20 protein-coding genes are annotated in these 22,702 nt (G+C 68.4%); 6 read left to right on the forward strand and 14 right to left on the reverse strand.

All coding sequences use genetic code 11. The annotated features are described in order from the left end of the window. The first annotated feature begins 86 nt into the window (after positions 1–86). From J8I34_RS04445 to J8I34_RS04455, 3 genes are all read left to right on the forward strand, one after another. The gene (locus J8I34_RS04445) at positions 87–548 is read left to right on the forward strand and encodes a tripartite tricarboxylate transporter TctB family protein (protein ID WP_135703112.1); all 462 of its coding nucleotides are present in this window, start codon (positions 87–89) and stop codon (positions 546–548) included. 13 nt (positions 549–561) lie between these two features. After that, complete coding sequence (locus J8I34_RS04450) at positions 562–2,064, forward strand: tripartite tricarboxylate transporter permease (protein ID WP_209776424.1); 1,503 nt, start codon at positions 562–564, stop codon at positions 2,062–2,064. A 215-nt stretch (positions 2,065–2,279) separates the two neighbouring features. After that, positions 2,280–2,588 carry a helix-turn-helix transcriptional regulator gene (locus J8I34_RS04455; RefSeq protein ID WP_029047526.1) on the forward strand — a complete coding sequence of 103 codons (309 nt, stop codon included), beginning with the start codon at positions 2,280–2,282 and terminating at the stop codon, positions 2,586–2,588. A gap of 20 nt (positions 2,589–2,608) precedes the next feature. On the opposite strand, the gene J8I34_RS04460 is transcribed toward J8I34_RS04455, so the two are convergent. From J8I34_RS04460 to J8I34_RS04500, 9 genes are all read right to left on the reverse strand, one after another. Further along, the gene (locus tag J8I34_RS04460) at positions 2,609–2,977 is read right to left on the reverse strand and encodes a VOC family protein (protein WP_209805446.1); all 369 of its coding nucleotides are present in this window, start codon (positions 2,975–2,977) and stop codon (positions 2,609–2,611) included. Positions 2,978–3,188: 211 nt separating this feature from the next. After that, the gene (locus tag J8I34_RS04465; protein ID WP_029047524.1) at positions 3,189–3,968 is read right to left on the reverse strand and encodes a DUF4397 domain-containing protein; all 780 of its coding nucleotides are present in this window, start codon (positions 3,966–3,968) and stop codon (positions 3,189–3,191) included. Positions 3,969–4,354: 386 nt separating this feature from the next. Continuing rightward, entirely contained in the window at positions 4,355–5,371 is a 1,017-nt protein-coding gene (locus tag J8I34_RS04470; RefSeq protein WP_029047523.1) for a response regulator, read from the reverse strand. 57 nt (positions 5,372–5,428) lie between these two features. Continuing rightward, positions 5,429–6,460 (reverse strand): chemotaxis response regulator protein-glutamate methylesterase, encoded by a 1,032-nt coding sequence (locus J8I34_RS04475; protein ID WP_209805419.1) that lies wholly within the window; start codon positions 6,458–6,460, stop codon positions 5,429–5,431. Further along, the gene (locus J8I34_RS04480; protein ID WP_209805420.1) at positions 6,457–8,763 is read right to left on the reverse strand and encodes a hybrid sensor histidine kinase/response regulator; all 2,307 of its coding nucleotides are present in this window, start codon (positions 8,761–8,763) and stop codon (positions 6,457–6,459) included. The genes J8I34_RS04475 and J8I34_RS04480 overlap by 4 nt, the downstream gene beginning before the upstream one ends. Next, entirely contained in the window at positions 8,760–9,488 is a 729-nt protein-coding gene (locus tag J8I34_RS04485) for a chemotaxis protein CheW (RefSeq protein ID WP_209805421.1), read from the reverse strand. Before J8I34_RS04485 ends, J8I34_RS04480 begins: the two co-directional genes overlap by 4 nt. Then, positions 9,481–10,755, reverse strand: a complete 1,275-nt coding sequence (locus J8I34_RS04490) for a CheR family methyltransferase (protein ID WP_209805422.1) — start codon at positions 10,753–10,755, stop codon at positions 9,481–9,483. Before J8I34_RS04490 ends, J8I34_RS04485 begins: the two co-directional genes overlap by 8 nt. Then, complete coding sequence (locus J8I34_RS04495; protein WP_029047518.1) at positions 10,752–11,225, reverse strand: chemotaxis protein CheW; 474 nt, start codon at positions 11,223–11,225, stop codon at positions 10,752–10,754. Before J8I34_RS04495 ends, J8I34_RS04490 begins: the two co-directional genes overlap by 4 nt. Before the next feature lie 65 nt (positions 11,226–11,290). Next, entirely contained in the window at positions 11,291–12,925 is a 1,635-nt protein-coding gene (locus J8I34_RS04500) for a methyl-accepting chemotaxis protein (protein ID WP_245175764.1), read from the reverse strand. Positions 12,926–13,227: 302 nt separating this feature from the next. On the opposite strand from J8I34_RS04500, the gene J8I34_RS04505 reads away from it, so the two are divergent. The 3 genes from J8I34_RS04505 to J8I34_RS04515 all read left to right on the forward strand — a co-directional run bounded on the left by J8I34_RS04505 (position 13,228) and on the right by J8I34_RS04515 (position 18,319). Continuing rightward, a complete protein-coding gene (locus tag J8I34_RS04505) occupies positions 13,228–14,556 on the forward strand; it encodes a putative bifunctional diguanylate cyclase/phosphodiesterase (RefSeq protein WP_029047516.1) in 1,329 nt (442 codons plus the stop codon). Between the two features lie 311 nt (positions 14,557–14,867). Next, complete coding sequence (locus J8I34_RS04510) at positions 14,868–17,651, forward strand: DUF6600 domain-containing protein (protein WP_209805423.1); 2,784 nt, start codon at positions 14,868–14,870, stop codon at positions 17,649–17,651. A gap of 71 nt (positions 17,652–17,722) precedes the next feature. Then, positions 17,723–18,319 (forward strand): J domain-containing protein, encoded by a 597-nt coding sequence (locus tag J8I34_RS04515; RefSeq protein WP_209805424.1) that lies wholly within the window; start codon positions 17,723–17,725, stop codon positions 18,317–18,319. Positions 18,320–18,336: 17 nt separating this feature from the next. Here J8I34_RS04515 and J8I34_RS04520 read toward each other — a convergent pair whose 3' ends face one another. The 5 genes from J8I34_RS04520 to J8I34_RS04540 all read right to left on the reverse strand — a co-directional run bounded on the left by J8I34_RS04520 (position 18,337) and on the right by J8I34_RS04540 (position 22,696). After that, complete coding sequence (locus J8I34_RS04520; RefSeq protein ID WP_209805425.1) at positions 18,337–18,807, reverse strand: DUF1801 domain-containing protein; 471 nt, start codon at positions 18,805–18,807, stop codon at positions 18,337–18,339. Positions 18,808–18,935: 128 nt separating this feature from the next. Further along, complete coding sequence (locus J8I34_RS04525; RefSeq protein WP_209805426.1) at positions 18,936–20,108, reverse strand: ABC transporter substrate-binding protein; 1,173 nt, start codon at positions 20,106–20,108, stop codon at positions 18,936–18,938. A 99-nt stretch (positions 20,109–20,207) separates the two neighbouring features. Beyond that, complete coding sequence (locus J8I34_RS04530) at positions 20,208–20,915, reverse strand: ABC transporter ATP-binding protein (protein ID WP_209777774.1); 708 nt, start codon at positions 20,913–20,915, stop codon at positions 20,208–20,210. Next, the gene (locus J8I34_RS04535; RefSeq protein ID WP_012356559.1) at positions 20,902–21,666 is read right to left on the reverse strand and encodes an ABC transporter ATP-binding protein; all 765 of its coding nucleotides are present in this window, start codon (positions 21,664–21,666) and stop codon (positions 20,902–20,904) included. The genes J8I34_RS04530 and J8I34_RS04535 overlap by 14 nt, the downstream gene beginning before the upstream one ends. After that, positions 21,659–22,696 carry a branched-chain amino acid ABC transporter permease gene (locus J8I34_RS04540; protein WP_209805427.1) on the reverse strand — a complete coding sequence of 346 codons (1,038 nt, stop codon included), beginning with the start codon at positions 22,694–22,696 and terminating at the stop codon, positions 21,659–21,661. The genes J8I34_RS04535 and J8I34_RS04540 overlap by 8 nt, the downstream gene beginning before the upstream one ends. Positions 22,697–22,702 lie beyond the last annotated feature (6 nt).

Here is a 22,702-nt window from a genome sequence, read left to right on the forward strand (position 1 = left end):
GGAAACCATGCCCTTGGCATGCCGCGTTGCGCCAGAGCCAGCGCTCGCCCCGGCCTTGCATTTCATGAACTTTGAGGAGAATCGTTTTGCGCATACGCAGCCAAAAGGACTTTGCCTCCGGCCTGATGTTTATCCTGGTCGGTCTGGGCTTTTCCTGGGTCGCACGCGGCTATTCCATGGGAACGGCGGCGAAGATGGGACCCGGATATTTCCCCTTCCTGCTGGGCCTGGTGCTCGCCGTGCTGGGCGCGGTAGTGCTGCTGGGCTCGCTCTCGTCCAAGGGCGAGGAGGACCACCTTGCCCGCTGGGACCTGAAGACCCTGCTGTGGATCCTGGGTTCGGTAGTGCTGTTCGGCCTGCTGCTCAAGCCGCTCGGCATGGTGCTGTCGGTGTTCGTGCTGGTGCTGGTGTCGTCGATGGCGAGCCATGAATTCAGCTGGAAGGGCGCGTTGCTCAACGGCGTAGTGCTGGTGCTGATCAGCCTCGGTGCCTTCGTCTACGGCATCAACCTGCAGATGCCGGTGTGGCCGGCTTTCCTGGGCAGCTAAGGAGTCGCACACCATGGAATTGTTTGACCATCTTGCACTGGGCTTTTCCACGGCCCTGTCGCTGCAGAACCTGGCCTATGCCTTCCTCGGCTGCGTGCTGGGCACGCTGATCGGCGTGCTGCCGGGGCTGGGGCCGCTGGCCACCATCGCCATGCTGCTGCCGATCACCTATACGCTGCCGCCGGTGGCCGCGCTGATCATGCTGGCCGGCATCTACTACGGCGCGCAGTACGGCGGTTCTACGACCGCCATCCTGGTGAACCTGCCGGGTGAATCGTCCTCGGTGGTGACAACCATCGACGGCTACCAGATGGCGCGGCGCGGGCGGGCCGGGGTGGCGCTGGCCACCGCGGGCCTGGGCTCGTTCTTCGCCGGCTGCGTGGCTACGCTGATCCTGGCCGCGTTTGCCACGCCGCTGTCGGAAATCGCGTTCAAGTTCGGTCCCGCCGAATACTTCTCGCTGATGGTGCTGGGCCTGATCGGTGCCGTGGTGCTGGCGTCGGGTTCGCTGCCAAAGGCGATCTCGATGATCGTGCTGGGCCTGCTGCTGGGGCTGATCGGTACCGACGTGAATTCGGGCGCCGCACGCTTCTCGTTCGACGTGCCGGAGCTCACAGACGGTATCGATTTCGTCGCACTGGCCATGGGCATGTTCGGCTTTGCCGAAATCATCGCCAACCTGGAGCAGAAGGAAGCGCGCGAGACCTTCACCAACAAGGTTACCAACCTGTTCCCGACCAAGGACGACTTCAAGCGCATGATTCCCGCGGTGCTGCGCGGCACGGCGCTGGGTTCGGCGCTGGGCATCCTGCCCGGCGGCGGCGCGGCGCTGGCATCGTTCGCGGCCTATTCGCTGGAGAAGAAGACTTCCAAGTTTGCGCACGAGTTCGGCAAGGGCGCGATCGAAGGCGTGGCCGGTCCGGAATCGGCCAACAATGCCGCGGCGCAGACCTCGTTCATCCCGCTGCTGACGCTGGGCATTCCACCCAACGCGGTGATGGCGCTGATGGTCGGCGCGATGACGATCCACAATATCCAGCCCGGCCCGCAGGTGATGACCAGCAACCCGGCGCTGTTCTGGGGCCTGATCGCCTCGATGTGGATCGGCAACCTGATGCTGATCATCCTGAACCTGCCGATGATCGGTATCTGGGTCAAGCTGCTGACCGTGCCGTATCGCTTCCTGTACCCGGCCATCCTGACGTTCTGCTGCATCGGCGTCTACTCGGTCAACAACCAGACCTTCGATGTGTTCATGGCTGCCGGCTTCGGCATCATCGGCTACCTGTTCCTGAAGCTCAAGTGCGAGCCCGCGCCGCTGCTGCTGGGCTTCGTGCTGGGGCCGATGATGGAAGAGAACTTCCGGCGCTCGCTGCTGCTGTCGCGTGGTGACTTCACCGTGTTCGTGACGCGCCCGCTGTCGGTCGGCCTGCTGATCGCGGCTGCCGCACTGGTGGCGGTGGTGGCCCTGCCGTCGATCAAGGCCAAGCGCGAAGAGGCGTTCCAGGAAGAATAGCGCCGCGCGTGTTCCCGGGAATGCGCCGTCGGAACGGTCCACCCCAGGCGGCGCATGACAACGCAAGCGTTTCGGGGTGCCTCTGCGCACCCCGTTTTCTTTGGCTCGGGCCGCACTGCCCGCCATCACGACAAGAGAGTGCCCGACTGCGGCAGCAGTCATGGCTGCGCATGATGATCAGGATTCCCGCACCATCGGGTGCGCCCACAGCGCCCATGAAACCGCCAACCCTTGACCGCTTTTTTTCACGTGTCTACGTCCTCAAGCTCGTACAGTCGAGTCCTTCGACGGTGCTGAGCCTGGTCGAACGCCTGCGCGAACGGGGCATCGACAAGAACATCCGCTCGCTGCGGCCGGTGCTGCGCAGCCTGATGATGGCGCGTGCCATTACCGCCGAGCTGGTCGAAGGCAGCGGCCGCGTGTACTGCATCACGGAGCGCGGGCGTGCCGAACTGGAGCAGTACATCTCGCACCTTGCGGTGCTGAAGGCGGAGCTGGCGCCGGACGAGGGCGAGCCCGGCTGACCGGCGAGCCCTTCTGCTCGTCATTCCTTCGTAAAGATTTCCAGGAAATGCTTGCTCGGATCTTCAAAATAGATCCGGCGGCCGCCATCGTCAGTGCTGACTTGTTCTGGCCGGCGGCGGTAGGGGTCGGCCCAGTACATCAGGTTGCGCTCACGGATGCGGGCAAAGCTCTGGTCGAACTCGGCGTCGCTGACCAGGAAGGCATAGTGCTGCAGGGCAACATCGCCTTCGGCGTTCATGAAATCCAGCGTGACACCGTTGTCGAGGCGGACGCCGAGAAATGGCCCGAACGGCACTGCCGCTGGCCGCCCGAGGATCTCGCAGAGAAAGTCGGCGGAGACCTTCTTGTCATGGGAAAACACGATGGTGTGATTGAGCTGGATAGCCATGTCGCAATCCCCCAAAAGCTTTGTGCGGGGAGCGGCGCGTCCAAATGCCGCGACGGACATTCATGCCACGCGCGTCCCACGCCGACAGCGTACAGGTTTGGCCGCTGAATGTCGCCCGAAAGAAAAACAGGCCGGTCGTCCAGGGACCGGCCTGCGGCGCATACCCGTGCGCATGGCACGGGCAGGCTCATGCTTGCCGCGTTATTGCGGCTTATTGCGATACCAGCTCAAGGCCGGCCTGCGATTCGTCGTTGCCGCGTGCCACCAGCACCTTGATCTTGTTCGGCACGGTCGCGCCGATGCCGTCGCTCGGAATGGTGGTGATCAGCCAGTCGGCGTTGTTGTCCAGCGTCAGCGCGCCCGAATCAAAGATCACGGTCTTGGTGCCCGCCGTGGTAATACGCAGGCGGTAGGTGCCGCCGTCCATGTCGACCGAATCGGACCCGGAAGCCGGCGATGCCTGCTTGTATCCTACGTTGCTGAAGTTCGGGCCGACCGAATTGATATCGATCGCCGGCATGGTCAGGTAGATGTCGACGTTCTGCGCATTGAATGAAGCGTTCAGCGTGCGCACGCGCGCCTTGTTCGACAGCAGGCCCTTTTCGAACGGATCGTCGATCAGCAGCACATCGGCGGCGGTCGCGCCTGGCAGGGCGACCACGGTGTACTTGTGGCCGGTGGCGGCCACCACGGTCGCGCGGCCGAGTTCGGTCTGCGTGCCGGCAACGTTGAACGAGATCAGCTGGTTGCCGGTTTCAACGTTGAAGTAAGTTGAGACAAACTTGTACGCCTTGTTGGTGAAGCTGGTCAGCGCGCCGTTCTGCAGGATGTCGACGTTGGGGCCGCCGGTGATCGCATGGATCGCACGGATGGTCGGCTTGCTCAGGCCGACGCGATCGTCGATGCCGTCATCGCCGCCGCCACAGGCCGACAGGACTGCCGTTGCGGCCAGCACGAGGCCGAGGATAAGACTGGTCTTGGATCGGAACATGGGTCACCTCTTACCGTTGGAATCAGAGACGAGCTGGCCCATGCAGTGCGGCGGGGTTGCCGGTAGCGTGGCCAGTTGGCGTTCTGCATGGTGCAGGCGCGACGAGCGCGCGTGCCATGGATGCAGCTGCCGTGATGGAACGATAGGTATGAAGGCAGGCAGGAGACAGGCGCGCGGCTCCGAATTCCCTGTCGGAGGAATCCCACAGACACAGTGTCCACAATGCGTCCGAAATACGGCAAAGCGTGACCGGGTATAGGTTGGCGGCGGCCGGCCCGACGCGCCGGCTTGTGCGGGCCAGCGGCAACTACTGTGTAACCGGTTGTTGCAACCGGCGTTTCGCCGCCATTGACGCCGTCATGGCAAAGGTTTTGGCGCGATCGGGCTCATCCCTGAGGCAGAGACATCATGACCTGGTTGCGCCCGTTGCGCTTGGCCTGGTACAGCCCCGCATCGGCGACTTCCACCAGCCGGCTCGACGGCTCGCCGGCCTGCGGCACCAGCAGCGCGCCGCCGATGCTGACGGTCACGCAACCGCCGGTGGGCGAGCCGCTGTGCGCAATGGCAAGGTCCTGCACCGCGCGCCGTACTTTCTCGGCCAGCAGACGCACGCCGCCGGGCGAGGTTCCCGGGAGCACCATCGCGAACTCTTCGCCGCCGAAGCGCGCGGGCAGGTCCGATGCTCGCGTGCAGTTTTCCCTGAGCACGGCGGCCACGCGGCGCAGCACGTCGTCGCCGGCGACGTGGCCGTAGGTGTCGTTGTAGGCCTTGAAGGCGTCGACATCGATCATCACCAGCGCCAGTTGCGTCTGCTCGCGCTGCGCGCGGCGCCATTCCGCGCCGAGGTATTCGTCGAAGTAGCGGCGGTTGGACAGCCCGGTGAGGCCGTCCGAGTTGGTCAGGCGCTGCAGTTCCAGGTTGGTCTCGAGCAACTGCTGCTGGCTTTGCCGCAGCGCGCGGTAAGCTTCGTCGCGCTGCAGCAGGTTCAGGTACGAACGCGAGTGGTAGCGGACACGCGCGATCAGCTCGATGCTGTCGGGCAGCTTGACCAGGTAGTCATTGGCGCCGGCGGCGAAGGCCGCGCTTTTCATCGAGGCCTCTTCCTTGGTCGACAGCACGATGATCGGGATATCGCGCGTGGCGGCGTTATCGCGGTACTGGCGGACCAGTGTCAGGCCGTCGAGACCCGGCATGACCAGGTCCTGCAGGATCACTGTGGGCCGGGTGCGCTGCGCCACGGCGACGGCTTCGTCGGGCTGCGAGCAATAGTGGAAATCGATGTCGGACTCGGTGGATAGCGCACGGCGTACCGCTTCGCCGACCATGGCCTGGTCGTCCACAAGCAGCACCATGACCGGGTAGTCCGATGCATTGGCGGCGAGGGCAGGTCGTTGGGAGTTCATGCTGTCATCCTGGGATGTTGTGCGCCCGGGATGGGCCCGGGAAGTGTTCTGGCAGTTTCACGGCAGCGGCGCGGCCGGGCCGCTGCGGCCGCACGCCTGCACCAGCCGTGGCGCGATGCGGCCCAGCGGCAGGATCTCGGCCGCCGCGCCGAGCGCCGCCGCCGCCTTCGGCATGCCGTACACGGCGCTGGTGGCGCGGTCCTGTGCGATCGTCAGGAAGCCGCGGTCGCGCATCGCTTTCAGGCCGACTGCGCCGTCGCGTCCCATGCCGGTCAGCAGCACGCCGACCACATCGCCGCGCCAGTGTTCGACCACGCTTTCAAAGAAAACGTCGATGGAGGGCCGGTACAAGTAGTCGGTCGGCTGTTCGGTATAGACCATGCGCGTCGGGCCGGCCAGGCGCAGGTGGTCATTGGTGCCGGCCAGCAACACCGTGCCGGCCTGCGGCGTGTCGCCGGCGCGGGCGATGCGCACCGGCAGCGCGCACTGGCCGTCGAGCCAGTCGGCCATGCCGGCGGCGAAGGCCTCGTCAACGTGCTGTACAGCCACCACCGCCGCGCCGAAGTCGGCCGGGAGCGCGCCCAGCAGCGCCGCCAGCGCGGCCGGACCGCCGGCGGAGGCGCCCAGCGCCACCAGGCGCGGCGCGGCGACGGCGCGCGGCGCGGCTTGCAGCTTATGCTGCGGGATCGCGCGGCCAGCCAGCAACTGGCCGATATTGCGCATCTTGCGCAGCAGCGGGCCGGCGGCGAGCTGCGCATCGGCTTCCGTCAGCGTGGGCGTATCGACCGCGTCGATGGCGCCGTAACCCATCGCGTCGAACACCCCCGCGGCATTGCGGCCGAGATCCATGGTGACCACCACGATCGCGCAGGGCGTGGCGGCCATGATCCGGCGCGTGGCTTCGACGCCGTCCATTACCGGCATCAGCAGGTCCATCAGGATCAGGTCCGGCGTGCGGGCCGCGGCCATCTGCACTGCCTGTTGGCCATCGGCGGCGATCCAGGCGATCTCGAAGGCGGGATCCAGCGCGATGGCACGGCGCAGCGCCGCGACCGCGAGCGGGGAGTCGTTGACGATGCCGATTTTCATGAGCGTGCCTCGCCGATCAGGTCCTGTACCGCGTCGAGCAGCGCGGCGTCGTGGAAACTGCCCTTCGCCAGATAATAGTCCGCCCCTGCTTCCAGGCCGCGCTGGCGGTCCTGTTCGCGGTCCTTGTACGACACCACCATCACCGGTAGCTGGCGCAGCGCGGCGTCATGGCGGATCCTGCGCACCAGTTCGATACCGTCCATGCGCGGCATGTCGATATCGGTGATGACCAGGTCGAAAGGCTCGGCACGCAGCACGTTCCAGCCATCCATGCCGTCGACCGCCACCGCGACATCGTAGCCGCGCCCGGCCAGCAGCTTGCGCTGCAGTTCGCGCACTGTGAGCGAGTCGTCGATCACAAGCACGCGCCGCGCGCGCGCTTGCAGGCCGGCTTCGGCGGCGTGGCGCACGCCTTCAATGCGGCCTTCGGAGACCAGCTTCTCGACCGAGCGCAGCAGGTCCTCCACGTCGAAGATCAGTACCGGCATGCCGTCGTCGGTCAGGCTGCCGGCGGCGATGTCCTTTACCTTGCCCAGCGCGGCAGGCAGGGGCTGTACCACCAGCAGCCGCTCGCCCAGCATGCGGTCGACCGCGATGCCGTAGGTACGCTCGCCCTCGCCAATGATGATCACCTGCACGTCATCGCGCTCATGCGCAATGGTCTCCGCGCGCTGCATCACTTGCGCCGCGCTGACCAGGCCGATGGCACGGCCTTCATGCCGGAAATGCTGATGGCCTTCGGTCTGCTCGATCTGAGCGCGCCCGATCGCGGCAGCGCGCAGCACGCGCCCGAGCGGAAAGGCATAGGCCTCGCCCGCGACCTCAACCAGCAGCGTGCGCACGACCGACAGCGTCAGCGGCAGCTCGAGCTGGAAATGCAGACCCTGGCCCGGCTGCTGCGTCAGGCACAGGCTGCCGTGCACGCGCCGCACCATCTCCTGCACCGCGTCCAGGCCCACGCCACGGCCGGACACTTCCGACACTGTGTCGCGCATGCTGAAGCCGGGCAGGAGCAGGAAATCTAGCAACTCCGCCTGCGACAGCCGCGCCGCGGTCTCTTCCGAAGCCAGGTTGCGGCGCACGATCGCGCGCCGCAGCGCGTCCACGTCGACGCCCCCGCCGTCGTCAGATATCTCGATCACCAGCCTGCCGGCGTTGTGGCGGGCCTGCAGCGTGACCCGGCCTTCGGCGGGCTTGCCCGCAGCCTGGCGCACCGCGGGCGGCTCGATGCCGTGGTCCACCGCGTTGCGCAGCAAGTGAGCGAGCGGGGCGTCGAGCGCTTCCAGGATGTCGCGGTCGACCTGCGTGCCGGCGCCGACCAGCTCCAGATGCACCGGCTTGCCGAGCGTGCGCCCCAGGTCGCGGACCATGCGCGCGTAGCCGGTCAGGCCATCGGCGAGCGGGCGCATGCGGGAGCCCAGCGCGCTGTCATAGAGCCGGCGCGCAAGGCGCGTGGCGCGGTGGTCGTACTCGTCGAATTCGTCGGCCCGCCGCGACAGTTCGCCATGGCCGTCGTCGAGCATCTGGCGCAACTCGGCCAGCGCCGTGCGTGCGCCGGCGTTGTCTCCGAGTGCGTCGCGCAGCGCGTCCTGCAGCGCATCGGCGGCGCGCAGCGCGCGCGCCTGCTGGCGCCTGGCCTTCTGCAGCGCCTGGCCGAATGGCCGCAGCCAGTGCGATTCGACCATGGCCTCGCCGGACAGGGCGAGCAACTGGTCGAGGGTATCGGCGTTGACGCGCAGCATGCGCTCCTGCGGCTCGCCGGGGACGGCTGGCTCTGGCACCGGCGCCTGGGGCTGCGGGATGGGTGCGGCTGGCGCTGGCGGTACAGCGGGCGCATCGTCTGGCGGCCCTGTCCTTGAGCGCGCGCCTGGCGCGGCCGCGACGGGCGGCAAGGCCAGGCCGGCATCCAGCATGCCCAGCCGCTGCGCGATCGCGTCGATCTCGGCGCGGCCAGCACCGTCGGCCCAGCCCGGGTCGCCTCCGCGCGGATGGCCGATGTGCAGCAGCAGGTCGGTGCCTTGCAGCAGCGCGTCGATATGCGCGGCCGCGAGCGGCATGCCGCCTTGCGCGGCGACCAGGCAGTCTTCCATCGCGTGCGCCAGGCGCACGGCCGCATCGAGCCCCACGATGCGTGCCGCGCCCTTGAGCGAATGCGCCGCGCGCATGCACGCCTCCAGGTGCTCGGCCGCGGCCGGGTTGCGCTCGAGCGCCAGCAGCCCGGCGTTGAGGATCTCGGCCTGCGATTCGGCCTCGAGCGCGAACAACTCGAGCAGCGAGGCGTCGCGCAATTGTTCGGGATTCATGCCAGGCTCCGTGCCAGTGCCTGGCGCAGCGGAGCCGCGTCGAGCAGGCCGATGCTGCGGCCCTGGTCCAGGAACAGCGCCTGCGTGTAGCGTGCCGAGGCGCGGCCCAGCGTGGCCGGCAGCGGCTGCAGCGCGGACCCGGGTACGCGCACCACGCCGGAAACCTCGTCCACCGGCAGCGCGAGCGCGGCGCGGCCCTGCCCGAGGATCAGGAAGCGGCTGCCTGCGGCCCTGTCCTCCTTGCCGGCCTTGCCGGTGGCGGGCATGGCGCTGCCAGCGCCGAACAGCCGTGCCAGCGACAGGCACACCAGCAGGTTGCCGCGCACGGCCGCCAGGCCCAGCACGGCGGCATCGCGGCGGTGCGGCAGCGAATGCACCGGACCCGGCGCGGTGACTTCGCCCAGAGCCGCGGTCGGCAGCGCCAGCCATTCTTCGCCGATGCGGAAGACCAGGCACGACAGCGCCGTGCCGTGTCCCGCCAACGGATCGTCTGTTTCCACGGCGACGGTTGCCGCGTCTGGCAGTGCATCGTCAAGCTGGTCCAGCTGCTGCGCATCCAGCAGCATGGCCGCGGCTTGCGCGTAGGTCGGACAGTTGCGGCAGTGCGCATGCTGGACCAGTGCCGGGCAGGAGCCGTCGCCGCGCACGCCGATGCGGCGCCAGCAATCGTCCACTGCCATGGTGGCCGCGGCGGTTCTGCGGTAGATGCCTTGCGGTTCAGCCATGGTGCTTGCGGGGGTGGCGTTGCGCGCGCTGGCGCAGGCGCATGGCGCCGTCATGGTCGCCTTCGGTGTCGAGCAGCGCGGCCAGGTGGTAGAGGGTCTCCTGGTGCGCTGGATCCAGGTACAGCGCCTTGCGGTAGGCGGCGTGCGCCTGCGCGGTGCGTCCGGCGGCATCGTGCAGCACGCCCAGCATGCACCAGGCGCCGGCGGCGCCGGCATCGGTGCCGATGCGGTCGAGCAGTGCCTGGCAGCAGGCGGCGGCGGCCTCCAGTTCGCCGCGGTCGGCCATGCCGGCGATACGGGCCAGTTCGGCGGTAGGCGCATTGCCGGTCATGACCGAGGCGGCCGGTGCGCCGGCCGCCGCGGCTGGCCGCGCGGGCACCGGCCTGGGCGGCACCGGCGAGCGTGGCAGGCGCGGCGGCGCAGCCATCCTTGCCAGCTGCGGCGGATGCGCGACAGCGCCCGGCGCGGCGCGCGGCGAGGGTTTGCGGAAAGCAAAGGTCAGCGGCAAGCCGACCGGCACCAGCCCCTGCGCGCTCAGCAGGCTGGCCTCGGCCGGGCCGACGAAAAGCAGGCCGTCGGCCATTGTCAGCCGCGCCAGCGTCTGCACGGCGCGCCGCTGGTCGGACGCATCGAAATAGATCAGCAGGTTGCGGCAGAACACGAAGTCATAGGGAGGTTCGCCGGCGAGCAGGCCGGGGTCGATCAGGTTGCCCTGCAGCAGCCGCACCTGTGCACGCACACGCGGGTCCAGCGCGTAGCCGGCGGGGCCGGCCGTGAAATAGCGGTCGCGGAAATCCAGCGGGCCGCCGCGGAAGGCGTTGGTGCCGTACTCGCCATGGTGCGCGCGCGCCAGCGCGCGGGCGCTGATGTCGACGGCGTCGATGCGGAAGCGCGCCGCCGGGACGCCGGCATCGAGCAGTGCCATGGCGATCGAATAGGGCTCTTCGCCGGTGGAGCAGGGCAGGCTCAGCACGCGCAGCGTGCGCGTGCCGCTGGCAAGGGCGCGCTCGGCCGCAAGGCAGCCCAGCGCCAGCAGCGCCTCGCGATGCCGGAAGAACCACGTTTCGGGCACCACCACTGCCTCGATCAGGGCCTGGAACTCGCCGGCGGTACCGTGCAGCAGGCTCCAGTACGCCTGCGTGTCCGCCGCGTGCACCGCCTGGCTGCGCTCGCGCACCGCGCGCTCCACCGCGCCGCTGCCGATGGCATTGGCGTCCAGGCCGATGCGGGCCTTGAGCAGGGCTTCGATGTGCGTGGCAGTGCTCATGCGAGCTCTCCCGACGGATCGGCGAACAGCATCGCATGGATTTCGTCCGGCAGCAGGGCGTCGATGCGCACCCACTGCACCAGGCCGCGCGCGTCATGGCGCACCGGCCCCAGGTAGCGTGGGCTGGCGCCCGCGATGCCGCCATCGACGAAGGATTCGGCCGGGCAGCGCAGCATCTGCGTGGCCGACTCAAGCCGCAGGCCGAGCAGCCGCGGCGCGGCGGTGCCGCCATGGCGGTAGTGGACCAGCACCGTGCGCGTGCTGGTGCGCAGCGCCGCCGGCACGCCGGTCGCCAGCGCGGGCAGGTCTATCACCGGCACCGGCTGGCCGCGGCGCTCCATCACGCCGGCCACCCACGCGGGCGCGCCGGGGACCTGCTTCAGGCGCGTCAGCGGCAGCACCTCGGCGACCTCGGCTGCATCCAGGGCGTAGTGGTCAGCGCCAAGGCGGAACAGCAGGAAGAGCTTCATGGTCGCGGGGCGGAGCATGGCAAAGGCGGCATGGCAAAGGCGGCGTGCCCGTCCGACGCTGCCGCCTAGACCTTGAAGCGCGAGACGCCGCTGCGCAGGTCGTTGGCGACCAGCGTCAGCTCGTCGATGGCCTGGCCTGACTGGCGCAGCGATTCGACCGTCTGCTGGGCGGCTTCCGACAACTGCATCAGCGCCTGGTTGATCTGCTCGGCGCCGCCGGCCTGGGCCTGCATGCCTTCGCTGACCATCACCACGCGCGGCGCCAGCGATTGCACCTGCGCGATGATCTGCGACAGCTGGTCGCCAACCTGCGTCACCTCCGACATGCCGCGGCGCACTTCCTCCGAGAACTTGTCCATGCCCATCACGCCGGCGGCAACGGCCGACTGGATCTCGCGCACCATCTGCTCGATGTCATAGGTGGCCACCGCGGTCTGGTCGGCCAGGCGGCGGATCTCGGTGGCCACCACCGAGAAGCCGCGGCCGTACTCGCCGGCCTTCTCGGCTTCGATCGCGGCATTGAGCGACAGCAGGTTGGTCTGGTCGGCCACCTTGGCGATGGTGGTTACCACCTGGTTGATATTGCCGGCCTTCTCGTTCAGCGTGGCGAGCTTGCCGTTGACCGAGCCGGCGGCGTCCATCACCTGCTGCATGGTGCCTTCCATGCGCGACAGGCCCACCTGTCCGGTGCCGGCCAGCCCGGCGGCCTGCTCGGCAGCGCTGGATACCTCATGGATGGTGCGCACCAGGTCGCGCGCGGTGGCCGAGATCTCGCGCGAGGTGGCGCCGATCTGCGTGGTGGTGGCGGCGGTCTCGGTGGCGGTGGCCTGCTGCTGGCGCGCGGTGGCGGCGATCTCGTTGACCGAGGTGGTGACCTGGATCGCGGTGCGCTGCGCCTGGCCCACCAGCGAGGTCAGTTCGCCGGTCATCTGGTTAAAGCCTTCCTCGACCTCCTGGAACTCGTCCTTGCGGCGCAGCGCCATGCGCAGGCGCAGGTCGCCGCCGCGGATGCCGGCGAGCAGGCCGACGATCGACTGCATCGGCACGGTGATCGCGCGCAGCAACAGGTAGCCGCACACCAGGGCAACCACCAGCGCGGCGATCAGCGCGGCCTCGATGCCGGTCTTGGCGGCGTTGACGGCGTCGTCGATGCCGCGCGCGGCGCGTGAACCGACGGCGCTGTTGTCGTCGACCAGGTGCTGGGCCGCCTTGCGCGCGGCGATCCAGCGATCGTGCACGTTGCCGCGCAGCGCCGCGACCGCGGCCGCGCCGTTCCAGTCGCCGGACTGGGCCAGCACCTGCGCGGCCTGTTCATACTGGGCGCGCAGGTCGCGGTAAGCCTGGAACGCGACGCGGTCCTCGCTGCGCGTGATCGAGGACTCGTACTGCTGCTCCAGCTTGTCCAGGCGCGCGACCGCGTCCTTGCCCTGGTCCTGGAAGCCGCGGCGCTCGGCGTCGTTCGAGGCATTGATGGTCTGCCAGGCAAGCACGTAGCGTTCGCCCCAGACTCCGCGGATTCCGGTGCTGTAGTTCAGCCCCGGCAGCGCGTCATGCAGCATCAGCGCGGTTTCGCGCTCGATCGCGTTCATCCGCGTATAGGCGACCACGCCCATCAGGGCCATGACCAGCAGGATCATGGAAAAGCTGGCCAGGATGCGGGTGCGGATGGTCCAAGCGTTCACGGTGAAGGTCCCGGTCATGTTCTTGTTCAGGAGGCGCAGTGGCGATGGGGCGCAAGACTGCCCGGGGCGGCCGCTGCTCGCATCGCCGCGTCCAGGGCGGATCTCCGGCGGCGTGGCGGCCGGCACGGCCCTGGTGCGCGGTAGGGTACTGTAAGCCGGAAGCCGATTCAACGCGCAACAGCACCGCAGGCTCGCCAGCGTTGCATCGCCGCATTGGGCTTACGGCTGCCGGCGGGAACTTCTTGATTTTTTCCAAGTTTTCGTCACACTTGCTAAATTGCTAGCGGGTAACAATGTCGACAATTACAGATGGGGCAGGGATGGTGGCCAAGTCCGGGGCGAAGGCGGCTGGCGCCTCGCCAGGCTCGGATCTCGATCCGCTGACCGGCGTTGACAATCGCCAGGGGTTTCTGAAGCGGCTGGAGGCGCGCCTGCAGGCAGAGGCGGTGCCCCGCTGCGCATTGCTGCTGATCGGCATCGACGATTTCCGCGCCTTCAACGATATGCACGGGCATGCCGAGGGCGACGTCATCCTGCAGCGCGTGGCCCGGCGCCTGCGCGACGCATCGCCGCGCGATGCCGTCATCGGCCGCGTTGGCAGCGATGAGTTCGGCGTGCTGCTGCCTTCCATTTCCGATCCCACGCTGGTCCGGCATGTCGGCGCGGCGATCCTGTCAATGCTGTCTTCCCCGCATGAGCACGGCGGGCGCCGCCACCATGTGCTGGCCAGCATCGGCGCCTGCGTGATCCCCGCCGCCGGCGAACTGGGCTCTGACGTCCTCGCCGCCGCCAGCCTGGCGCTGGCACGTGCCAAGCACGACGGCGGCCGCACCATCCGCTTCTTCAAGCCGCAGATGCGCTCGGACGTGACCGCGCGCCTGTCGCTGGTCCAGGCCCTGCACGAAGCCTACGCGCAGCGCCAGTTCGAGCTGCTGTACCAGCCGCAGGTCGACCTGCGTGACGGCCGCATCCGTGGCGCAGAGGCGCTGATGCGCTGGCGCCATCCGACCCGGGGCCTGATCGTGCCGGGGCTGTTCATCGACGCATTGGCCGCCAGCAGCATCGCCAGCGATGTCGGCATGTGGCTGCTGCAGACCGCATGCGCGCAGGCGCGCTCGTGGTCGCTGGCGTTTCCGCAGCCGCCGCGCGTGGCCATCAACCTGTTTGCCGCGCAGTTGTCCGAAAGCCGCCTTCTGACCGAGGTGCGCCACGTGCTGCGCGCGCTGGAGCTGGCGCCGGAGTGCCTGGAGATCGAGATTACCGAGACCATCGCGCTGCAACAGGGCGACGAGGTCTCGGACCAGCTGCAGGCGCTGCGCCGCGACGGGGTGACGCTGACCTGCGACGATTTCGGCACCGGCTATGCGTCGCTGAGCTTCCTCAAGTCGTTCCCGGTGGACCGGCTCAAGATCGACCAGTCCTTTATCCGCAATGTCACCCAGGATCCGGTCGACGCCGCGATCGTGCGCTCGGTGATCAACGTGGGCAAAAGCCTGCACATCGGCGTGGTCGCCGAGGGCGTCGAGACCACCGAGCAGCGCGACTTCCTGCTGGCCAACGACTGCTACGAGGCCCAGGGCTACCTGTACGGGCGGCCGATGCCGGCTGACAAGTTGACCGAACTGCTGCGCCAGCAGCAAGGCGGCTGACGCCGCCGCCAACCACCCGGCATGGGCCGCTTCGGCAATAGTTGTTTCCACCTTTGACGGCCGGCGTGCGGCCGCGCATCGCCGGCTGCCCGCCGGCCCGCCCGCTGCCTGCCTCGCACCCCGAAACGGCGCGGGCTGTCATGCCACATGGCGAAATACGCGCTTACAAAGTCCGCCGCGCGGGCCATGCTGCCCGGCTTCCCGGCAATGTATGGTGGCAATAGGATGGCGCATTGCCATTGGCTTCGCCGATCGCCCTCCGATCGGTGGGCCCGCGCCGCATCCGGAGTGTCTTGTCCCGACCTGAAATCATGTCCGAATCCGTCCAACCTGGTGGTACCCGTTCGCTCGCTGGCCCGCGCCGGCTTGCCCTGACCGCGCTCGCCGCCGCGGCGGCCCTGGCCGTGGCTGCTGCTGCACTGGCCCAGGTGCCGGCACCCGACCAGCCCTACCTGGACGCGCCCATGGCCGACGCCCCGGTCGCGCAGGCCGACCCGTCCGCCCGCATTGCCACGCTGACCGCGGTCGAAGGCAACCTGAGCTTCGCGCCGGCAGGCTCGGACCAGTGGGCCGCCACCGGCCTGAACCGCCCGGTCACTACCGGCGACCGGCTGTGGATGGACGCCGGCGGCCGCGCCGAGCTGCATGCCGGCACCGTCGCCATGCGCATGGGCGGCGCCACCGCGGCCAGCATCCTGAACCTGGACGACGATACGACGCAGGTCAAGCTGACGCAGGGCACGCTGCAGGTGCGCGTGCGCGCGCTGCCGCAGGACCAGACCGTCGAGATCGATACCCCCAACCTGGCCTTCGTGCCGCGCGAGCCGGGCGACTACCGGCTCGACGTGGCGCCAGACGGCAGCACCACCACGGTGACGATGCGGCATGGCAGCGCCGTGGTCTACGGCGACAGCCGCTCGATCGAACTGCAGCGCGGCGACCGCATGCGCTTTGCCGGCACCGACCTGGCCGACGCCGGCGGCGGCCCTGTTGCCGAAGACAGCTTCGACCGCTGGACCGCGGCACGCGACGCGCGCGAAGACGCGTCGCCGTCGGCGCGCTACCTGCCGCGCGAAATGCCTGGCTACGCGGCGCTGGACGACTACGGCGACTGGCAGGAAGAACCCGCCTATGGCGCGGTCTGGTTCCCGCGCGTCGTCAGCGTGGGCTGGGCACCCTACAGCGTCGGCCACTGGGCGTGGATCGCGCCGTGGGGCTGGACCTGGATCGACGATGCCCCATGGGGCTTCGCCCCCTCGCACTACGGGCGGTGGGCCTATGTGGGCACGCGCTGGGGCTGGGTGCCGGGCCCGCGCGTGCGGCCGTGCTACGCGCCGGCGGTGGTCGCCTTTGTCGGTGGCGGCGGCCCAAGCTGGAGCAGCGTGCGCGTGGGCGGCGGTCCCGGCGTGGCGTGGTACCCGCTGGCCCCGCGCGACGCCTATCGGCCGGCGTACCGCGCCAGTCCCAGCTATGTCGCGCGCATCAACCGCGTCACCGTCAACAACTTCGTGATGGGCGACCGCGGGCGGCCCGCGCCTTATGCCAACCGCAACGTGCCTGGCGCGATCACCGGCATGCCGGCGCGCAATTTCGTCGAGGGACGCCCGGTGCGCGGCATGCACCGGGCCGAATGGCGCAACCTGCCGGCCGGCGAGGCACGCGGCGGTCCGCCGGTGGCGCCGGTCAAGAACAGCCTGGTCGGCGCCGCGCCGGTGCGGCAGCTGCCGCCGCAGGCGCGCCCGGGCTTCGAGCGCCAGGCGATTGCGGCGCATCCACCGGGACGGCCGGCCACCGATGACCTGGCCCGGCGCTTCGCCCGCGAGGGCGGTGTCGTCCCGGGGGCGGGTCCGGTATGGCGCGGCAGCTCTGAGCCACGGCCGGGACGCCCCGGGCGCCCGGGGCGCGAGGTGCAGCCCATGCCGGACGTGCGCATGAGCCAGGCAGCGCTGGCCGCGCGCGAGCAGCAGCCGCGCGGCGGTCGCCCGGACCCGGCTCAGGGTCCGGACGGCTGGCGTGGCAATGGCCGTGGGCAGGGCTCGCGTCCCGACGACGGGCGCGGCTTTGCCGGCCAGCCCGATGCGCAACGCCAGGCGCAGGCCATGCAGCGCGAACAGCAGCAGGCGCGCGAGCAGCAGCGCCAGCAGCAGGAGGCGATGGAGCGCCGCCAGCAGGAACAGCAGCGCCAATGGCAAGGCCAGCCGGGCCGCGAACAGCAGCAGGCGCGCGAACTGCAGCGCCAGCAGCAGGAAGCGATGGAACGTCGCCAGCAGGAACAGCAGCGCGCGCAGCAACGCCAGTGGGCAGACGGGCAGGATCGCCCCGATCCGGCGCGCCAGTCGCAAGACATGCAGCGCCAGCGCTTCGAGCAGCAACGCCAGATGCAGGAGGCGCAACAGCGCCAGGCCCAGGACGCCCAGCAGCGCCAGATGCAGGAAGGCCGCCAGCGCCAGGCGCACGAGGCCCAGCGCCAGCAGATGGAGCAGCAGCGCCAGGCTCAGGACGCGCAGCGCCAGCAGATGGAGCAGCAGCGTCAGGCGCACGACGCCCAGCGCCAGCAGATGGACCAGCAGCGCCAGGCCGGCGAGCAGCAGCGTCAGCAGGTGGAGCGCCAGCGCCAGATGGCCGAGCAGCAGCGGCAGGGGCAGGAGATGCAGCGCCAGCGCTTCGAGCAGCAGCGCCAGATGCAGGAGGCCCAGCAGCGCCAGGCGCAGGAGGCCCAGCAGCGGCAGGCGCAGGCCGCCCAGCGCCAGCAGATGGAACAGCAGCGCCAGATGCAGGAACAGCACCGGCAGGTGCAGGAACAACAACGCCAGATGCAGGAACAGCAACGCCAGCAGGCCATGCAGCGCCAACAGGCAGAGCAGCAGCAACGCGCGGCTCAGGCGCAGCAGCGGGCAATGCAGGAGCAGCAGCGCCACCAGCAGGAGCAGCAGCGGGCAATGCAGGAGCAGCAGCGCCACCAGCAGGAACAGCAGCGGCAGATGCAGGACCGCCAGCGCCAGCAGCAGGAGCAGCAGCGCCAGCAACAGCAGCGCGCCCAGCACGACCGAGGGCAGATGGAGGCACATAACCGCGACGGCGACCGGCGCCAGTAGCAGCGATGCTCCCGATGGGTCGGCGCGCCGTGCTAGCATGATCGCCAGCACAGCAGCGCCCCCATCGCCCCATGACTACCCTCTACGCGACCTTAGGCGTGCAAGCCGACGCCACCCTTGACGAGATCAAGCGGGCATACCGGCGCGCCGCAATGAAATGGCACCCGGACCGTAACCTCGGCCGCGAGGCCGAGGCGCACGCGGCCTTCCAGGAAATCCGCGACGCCTACGCGATCCTGTCCGACGCTGAACAGCGCCAGATCTACGACGAAGTATTCGAGCGCGAGATGCAGCGCTGGCAAGCGGAGCAGGAGGCACAGGAAGAGCAGGAGCGCGCCGCCCAGCGCGAGGCTCAGCGCGCCGCGCAGGAACAGTACGAGAAGATGGTCACCATCGCCATGCGCTTCGCCGATGACGGCCACAACCGCGATGTCCTGTTTGGCGTGCTGCTCGGCCGGGATTGCGAGGCGGAGCTGGCGGCCCGCATTGCCGACAGCGTTTCGGCCTTGCAGGCATCGCGGCAGGCAAGCGCAGCTGCCGAGCAAGCGCCCCAACCGGCAGCAGCGGGTTCAGCAGCGGCGTCAGGCCACGACACCACCGAGCGCCACAGGCGCCATCCCGGCGCCTTCGATTCGTTCTGGCACGGCCTGTTCGGCGTTCGCTCGTAGCCGCGCGCCGAAGGGCGTCATGGGCTCCAGCCGGGCATTGCCGATGCCTGCCGGATCCAGCTCCCCAGCTGTTCCTCGTCGATGTCGTCCTGCTCGTAAATATCGAGATAGCGGGTGTCCGGATCCTTGGACTCGCCGGGCGGCAGGGGCTTCAGCGCCGCGCCGCGGAAAAACGCCACCTTGATGTATTTCGTGAAGCAATGGAAGCTGAGGAACCAGCCCTGGCCCTCGACGCCATAGAACGGCGAGTTCCAGCGCACTGCCTTGCGCACCTCGGGGACATGGCGCACGATCAGCGCGTCGAGGCGGCGGCCGACATCGCTTTGCCAGCCCGGCATGGCGGCGATGTAGGCCTGCACCGGGGCATCGCCGTCCGCCTTGGCGATCTGGGGATTACCGCCGGAGAGCAGGCGGGGCTTTCCGGCGCTGTCCGTGGCAGCGGCCTTGCGTGCGATTTTCGCCGGCTTCCCTGGTGTCTGGCTGGCCATCGGCTTTCCTCCAACTGAGACGCGTAAGCCGGATCCTATCGGCTGCCTGCCAAAGGAAAAAGCCCCGCAGGCCGCGTGGCCTGCGGGGCTTTTCAGGCCAGCTTTTTTGGCCAGCCTGTCTGGACATCTTACTTGGCCAGCTCGGACAGGCGCACCTGCGAGATCTTGCCGTTCTGCACCCAGCCGACCACGGTATCGGCCATCGAGCCACCCTTGGCGTCGATACCATCGACTTCATTGGGATTGACCTCCTTGGCCAGCCCTTTCACCGCGTCGGGCATCTTTGCGCGGATCGCCGCGGCATCGCTGGTGGAGCCCGCCAGCTTCATGGCGCCGGCCAGCGCATAGACCATGGTGTAGTTCAGCGACATCTCGGTGGTTGCATCGCGGCCGTCATGCAGCTTCTTGTACTTGGCATTGAACGCCTGCGCCGCCGGGCGGTTGTCGTTGACCAGCGGCAGCACGCCGATCGAGCCCTCCAGCATCGACAGCCCGTTGGTGACCTTGGCCATCTCGTCCATCTTGGCCTGGTCCATCACGATAAAGCCGCCCTTGAAGCCCAGTTCGCGCGCCTGCTTGACCACCAGCGCGGTCGGCTCGGACGGGCCGCCGACGAACATCACGTCCGGCTTCTCGCTGATGGCGCGCGACACGCCGCTGTAGAAGTCGGTGGCCTTGGTGTACGACATCGGGTTATTGGCCACCACCTTGCCGCCGGCGGATTCCCAGGCCGGCACGAAGGCGTGCACCCAGGCCTTGGCATAGTCGTGGTCGGCCGGCGTCAGCGCCACGTTCTTGCCATAGCGCTTCATCTGCGCCTTGATGAACGGCTCGATATAGCCGGTGTAGGCCGGCGGGATGCGGATGGTCAGCTTGTTGCCCGCATCGGTGATGCGCGGCACGCTGGAATAGGCCATCACCATGAATTTTTCCTGCTCGTTGAAGGCCTGCAGCGCGAAGATGCCGCCCGAGTGCGGCACGAAGATCGCCGCGGTCTTGTGCTGCTGCACCAGCCGGCGGCCGTTGATGGCGGCCTCGGCGGGCGAGTACTTGTCGTCCAGCGCCACCACTTCCAGCTTGACCTTCTTGCCCTTGACTTCGAGCCCGGCGGCGTTGATTTCATCCACCGCCATCTGCACGCCCGACAGCACGTTCTTGCCATACAGCGCGGCGCCGCCGGACAGCGGGCCGGTATAGCCGATCTTGACGACTTCCTGCGCCAGCGCGGCGCCCGAAGCCAGCATCGCGGCCACGGCGGTGGCGGCCAGCGGGAAGATACGGCGCATGATGTTGCTTTGCATTGCTATGTCTCCTGGATGTACTGCGCTTGTCAGTTGCGGTTGTCTTCAATGACCCCTCTGTTTTCTCCTCTCTCCCGCTTGCGGGAGAGGGAGCAAAACCTACCCGCCGATGTACGCCTTCCGAATCCCCTCATCCCTCAGCAACGTATCCCTGTCCCCCTCCATCACGATCTTCCCGCTCTCGATCACATACGCGCGATGGGCGATTCCCAGCGCCGCGTAGGCGTTCTGCTCCGCCAGCAACACCGTGGTCCCCGCACGGTTGATGCGCTGGATGATCTCGAACATCTGCTTGACCACCAGCGGCGCCAGCCCCAGCGACGGCTCGTCCAGCAGCAGCGCGCGCGGCCGGCTCATCAGCGCGCGGCCCAGTGCCACCATCTGCTGCTGGCCGCCCGACAGCGAGCCGGCGGGGTCGTCTTTCTTCTGCTTCAGGATCGGGAAGAGTTCATAGACTTCCTCCAGCGTCTTGCGGATCCCCGCCCCGTCGCGCCGATGCACATACGCACCCAGCACCAGGTTCTTCTCCACGCTCATCGCCGGAAAGAGCTTGCGTCCCTCAGGGCAATGCACCAGCCCCGCCTGCACGATCTGCGACGGCTTCATGCCCGACAGCTCGCGTCCGTCGAAGCGCATGCTGCCGCCGCTGATGCGGTGGATCGCGCTCATCGCCAGGAAGATCGAGCTCTTGCCGGCACCGTTGGCGCCCAGCAGCACCACCAGCTCGCCGGCGCCGGCGTGCAGCGTGATGTTGTCGAGGGCGCGGAAGCTGCCGTACGACAGCGAGACGCGTTCAAGCTGCAACATGGTCGGCTCCCAGGTAGGCCTCGATGACATGCGGATCCTGCTGGATCTGCGCGGGCGTGCCTTCGGCGATCTTCTCGCCGTAGTTCAGCACCATGATCTTGTCGGCCAGCCGCATGATCATGTCCATCTTGTGTTCGATCAGGCAGACCGTCTTGCCATGCCGCACCATCTTGCGGATCAGCTCGGCGAGGCCGACCGTTTCTTCCGGATTGACGCCACCCGCCGGCTCATCGAGCAGCAGCAGTTCAGGGTCCGTCGCCAGTGCCAGAGCGAAGGCCACGCGCTTGCGCGCTTCCTGCGTGATATCGGCGGCGACTTCATGCGCCAGGTGCGACAGGCCGACGAAGTCGAGCGCGGCCTCGGCCTTGTCGCGGCACAGGCGCTCTTCCTCGCGCAGCCGGCGCGTGTTGAACAGCACGTCGCCCAGCCCGGAGCGCGTGCGGAGCCGGTGGCCCACGATCAGGTTGTCGAGCACCGTGGCGCGGTCGAACAGCGCGGTCGCCTGGAAGGTGCGAGCGACGCCCAGCCGCGCAATCTGGTCCGCGCGCAGGCCGGCGACGTCCTGGCCCTTGAACAGGATCTGCCCGGAGGAAGGGGCATGCGTTCCCGCGACCAGGTTGAAGAAGGTGGTCTTGCCGGCGCCGTTGGGGCCGATGATGGCGTTGATGTGCCCCTGCTCGAAGGTCACCGATACATCGTGCACCGCGGTCAGGCCGCCGAATTTCTTGGTCAGGTTGCGGATCTCAAGCATGGTCGGCTCCGGCGCGGGTGGTCGGGACAGCGTTATTGCCGGCAGCGGCGGGCTGCACGGGCTGCGTGGGCTTGCCGCGGCGTGCGGCGGCGGCCTTGCGCGCCTGCTTCTTCAGGAAAGAACCCACGATGCCGTCCGGCACGAAGATGATCAGCAGGATCAGAACCGGGCCGAACACCAGCATGCGGTAGTCCTGCATGAACTGCAGCGACTGCGTGATCCACGGCACCAGCACCGCGCCCAGCAGCGGCCCGAAGATGGTCCCGATGCCGCCCACCAGCATCGACATCACCATGTCGAAGGTCAGGTCGGTGCGGGCGATGTCCGGTCCCAGGAAGCGCACCTGGCCGGCGTACAGTGCGCCGGCAAAACCGGCGTAACCCACCGACAGCACGAACGACAGCACCTTGGTGCGCATCAGGTTGATGCCCAGCGCTTCGGCCAGCGCATCGCTGTTGCGCACGGCCATGAAGCTGCGGCCCAGCAGCGAGGTGACGATCCGGTGCATCAGGAACGTGCCCACGGCCAGGAAGCACAGCACCAGGTAGTACTGCGCCTGCACGCTGTCGAACGCGAGCGGTCCGATCGCCGCCGGCACCGGAATGCCGATCAGTCCCACGGTGCCGTGCGTCAGGCTTTCCCACTTCTCGATCACCAGGTAGATGATGTAGCCGATGCACATGGTGAAGATCGAGAAGTAATGGCCCTTCAGCCGCAGCGACACCACGCCGACCACGTAGCCCAGCACCATGCAGACCACGCCGGCCAGCGCGAATGCGAGCCAGAACGGCACCTGGTGGTCCACGGTCAGGATGCCCAGCGTGTAGGCGCCGATCGCCATGAAGCCGCCGTGCGCGAGGTTGAGCTGGCCGGTGTAGCCGGTGATCAGGTTGAGTCCGAGCGTGGCGATGGCATAGATGAAGGCCAGCGTCATCACGGTCAGGTAGTAGCTGTTAGGCGTGACCAGCGGGAACGCGATCGCCAGGGCCAGCAGCAGCATCCAGCCGGTCTTTCCTTGCAGTGCTTTCATGTCGTA

The organism is Cupriavidus phytohabitans, assembly GCF_017815025.1.
Classification (GTDB): domain Bacteria; phylum Pseudomonadota; class Gammaproteobacteria; order Burkholderiales; family Burkholderiaceae; genus Cupriavidus.

Coding starts and splice junctions, on each gene's coding strand:
- J8I34_RS04450 (WP_209776424.1), top strand. CDS start 562: ATGGAATTGTTTGACCATCTTGCACTGGGCTTTTCCACGGCCCTGTCG.
- J8I34_RS04455 (WP_029047526.1), top strand. CDS start 2,280: ATGAAACCGCCAACCCTTGACCGCTTTTTTTCACGTGTCTACGTCCTC.
- J8I34_RS04460 (WP_209805446.1), bottom strand. CDS start 2,977: ATGGCTATCCAGCTCAATCACACCATCGTGTTTTCCCATGACAAGAAG.
- J8I34_RS04465 (WP_029047524.1), bottom strand. CDS start 3,968: ATGTTCCGATCCAAGACCAGTCTTATCCTCGGCCTCGTGCTGGCCGCA.
- J8I34_RS04470 (WP_029047523.1), bottom strand. CDS start 5,371: ATGAACTCCCAACGACCTGCCCTCGCCGCCAATGCATCGGACTACCCG.
- J8I34_RS04475 (WP_209805419.1), bottom strand. CDS start 6,460: ATGAAAATCGGCATCGTCAACGACTCCCCGCTCGCGGTCGCGGCGCTG.
- J8I34_RS04480 (WP_209805420.1), bottom strand. CDS start 8,763: ATGAATCCCGAACAATTGCGCGACGCCTCGCTGCTCGAGTTGTTCGCG.
- J8I34_RS04485 (WP_209805421.1), bottom strand. CDS start 9,488: ATGGCTGAACCGCAAGGCATCTACCGCAGAACCGCCGCGGCCACCATG.
- J8I34_RS04490 (WP_209805422.1), bottom strand. CDS start 10,755: ATGAGCACTGCCACGCACATCGAAGCCCTGCTCAAGGCCCGCATCGGC.
- J8I34_RS04495 (WP_029047518.1), bottom strand. CDS start 11,225: ATGAAGCTCTTCCTGCTGTTCCGCCTTGGCGCTGACCACTACGCCCTG.
- J8I34_RS04500 (WP_245175764.1), bottom strand. CDS start 12,925: ATGACCGGGACCTTCACCGTGAACGCTTGGACCATCCGCACCCGCATC.
- J8I34_RS04505 (WP_029047516.1), top strand. CDS start 13,228: ATGGTGGCCAAGTCCGGGGCGAAGGCGGCTGGCGCCTCGCCAGGCTCG.
- J8I34_RS04510 (WP_209805423.1), top strand. CDS start 14,868: ATGTCCGAATCCGTCCAACCTGGTGGTACCCGTTCGCTCGCTGGCCCG.
- J8I34_RS04515 (WP_209805424.1), top strand. CDS start 17,723: ATGACTACCCTCTACGCGACCTTAGGCGTGCAAGCCGACGCCACCCTT.
- J8I34_RS04520 (WP_209805425.1), bottom strand. CDS start 18,807: ATGGCCAGCCAGACACCAGGGAAGCCGGCGAAAATCGCACGCAAGGCC.
- J8I34_RS04525 (WP_209805426.1), bottom strand. CDS start 20,108: ATGCAAAGCAACATCATGCGCCGTATCTTCCCGCTGGCCGCCACCGCC.
- J8I34_RS04530 (WP_209777774.1), bottom strand. CDS start 20,915: ATGTTGCAGCTTGAACGCGTCTCGCTGTCGTACGGCAGCTTCCGCGCC.
- J8I34_RS04535 (WP_012356559.1), bottom strand. CDS start 21,666: ATGCTTGAGATCCGCAACCTGACCAAGAAATTCGGCGGCCTGACCGCG.
- J8I34_RS04540 (WP_209805427.1), bottom strand. CDS start 22,696: ATGAAAGCACTGCAAGGAAAGACCGGCTGGATGCTGCTGCTGGCCCTG.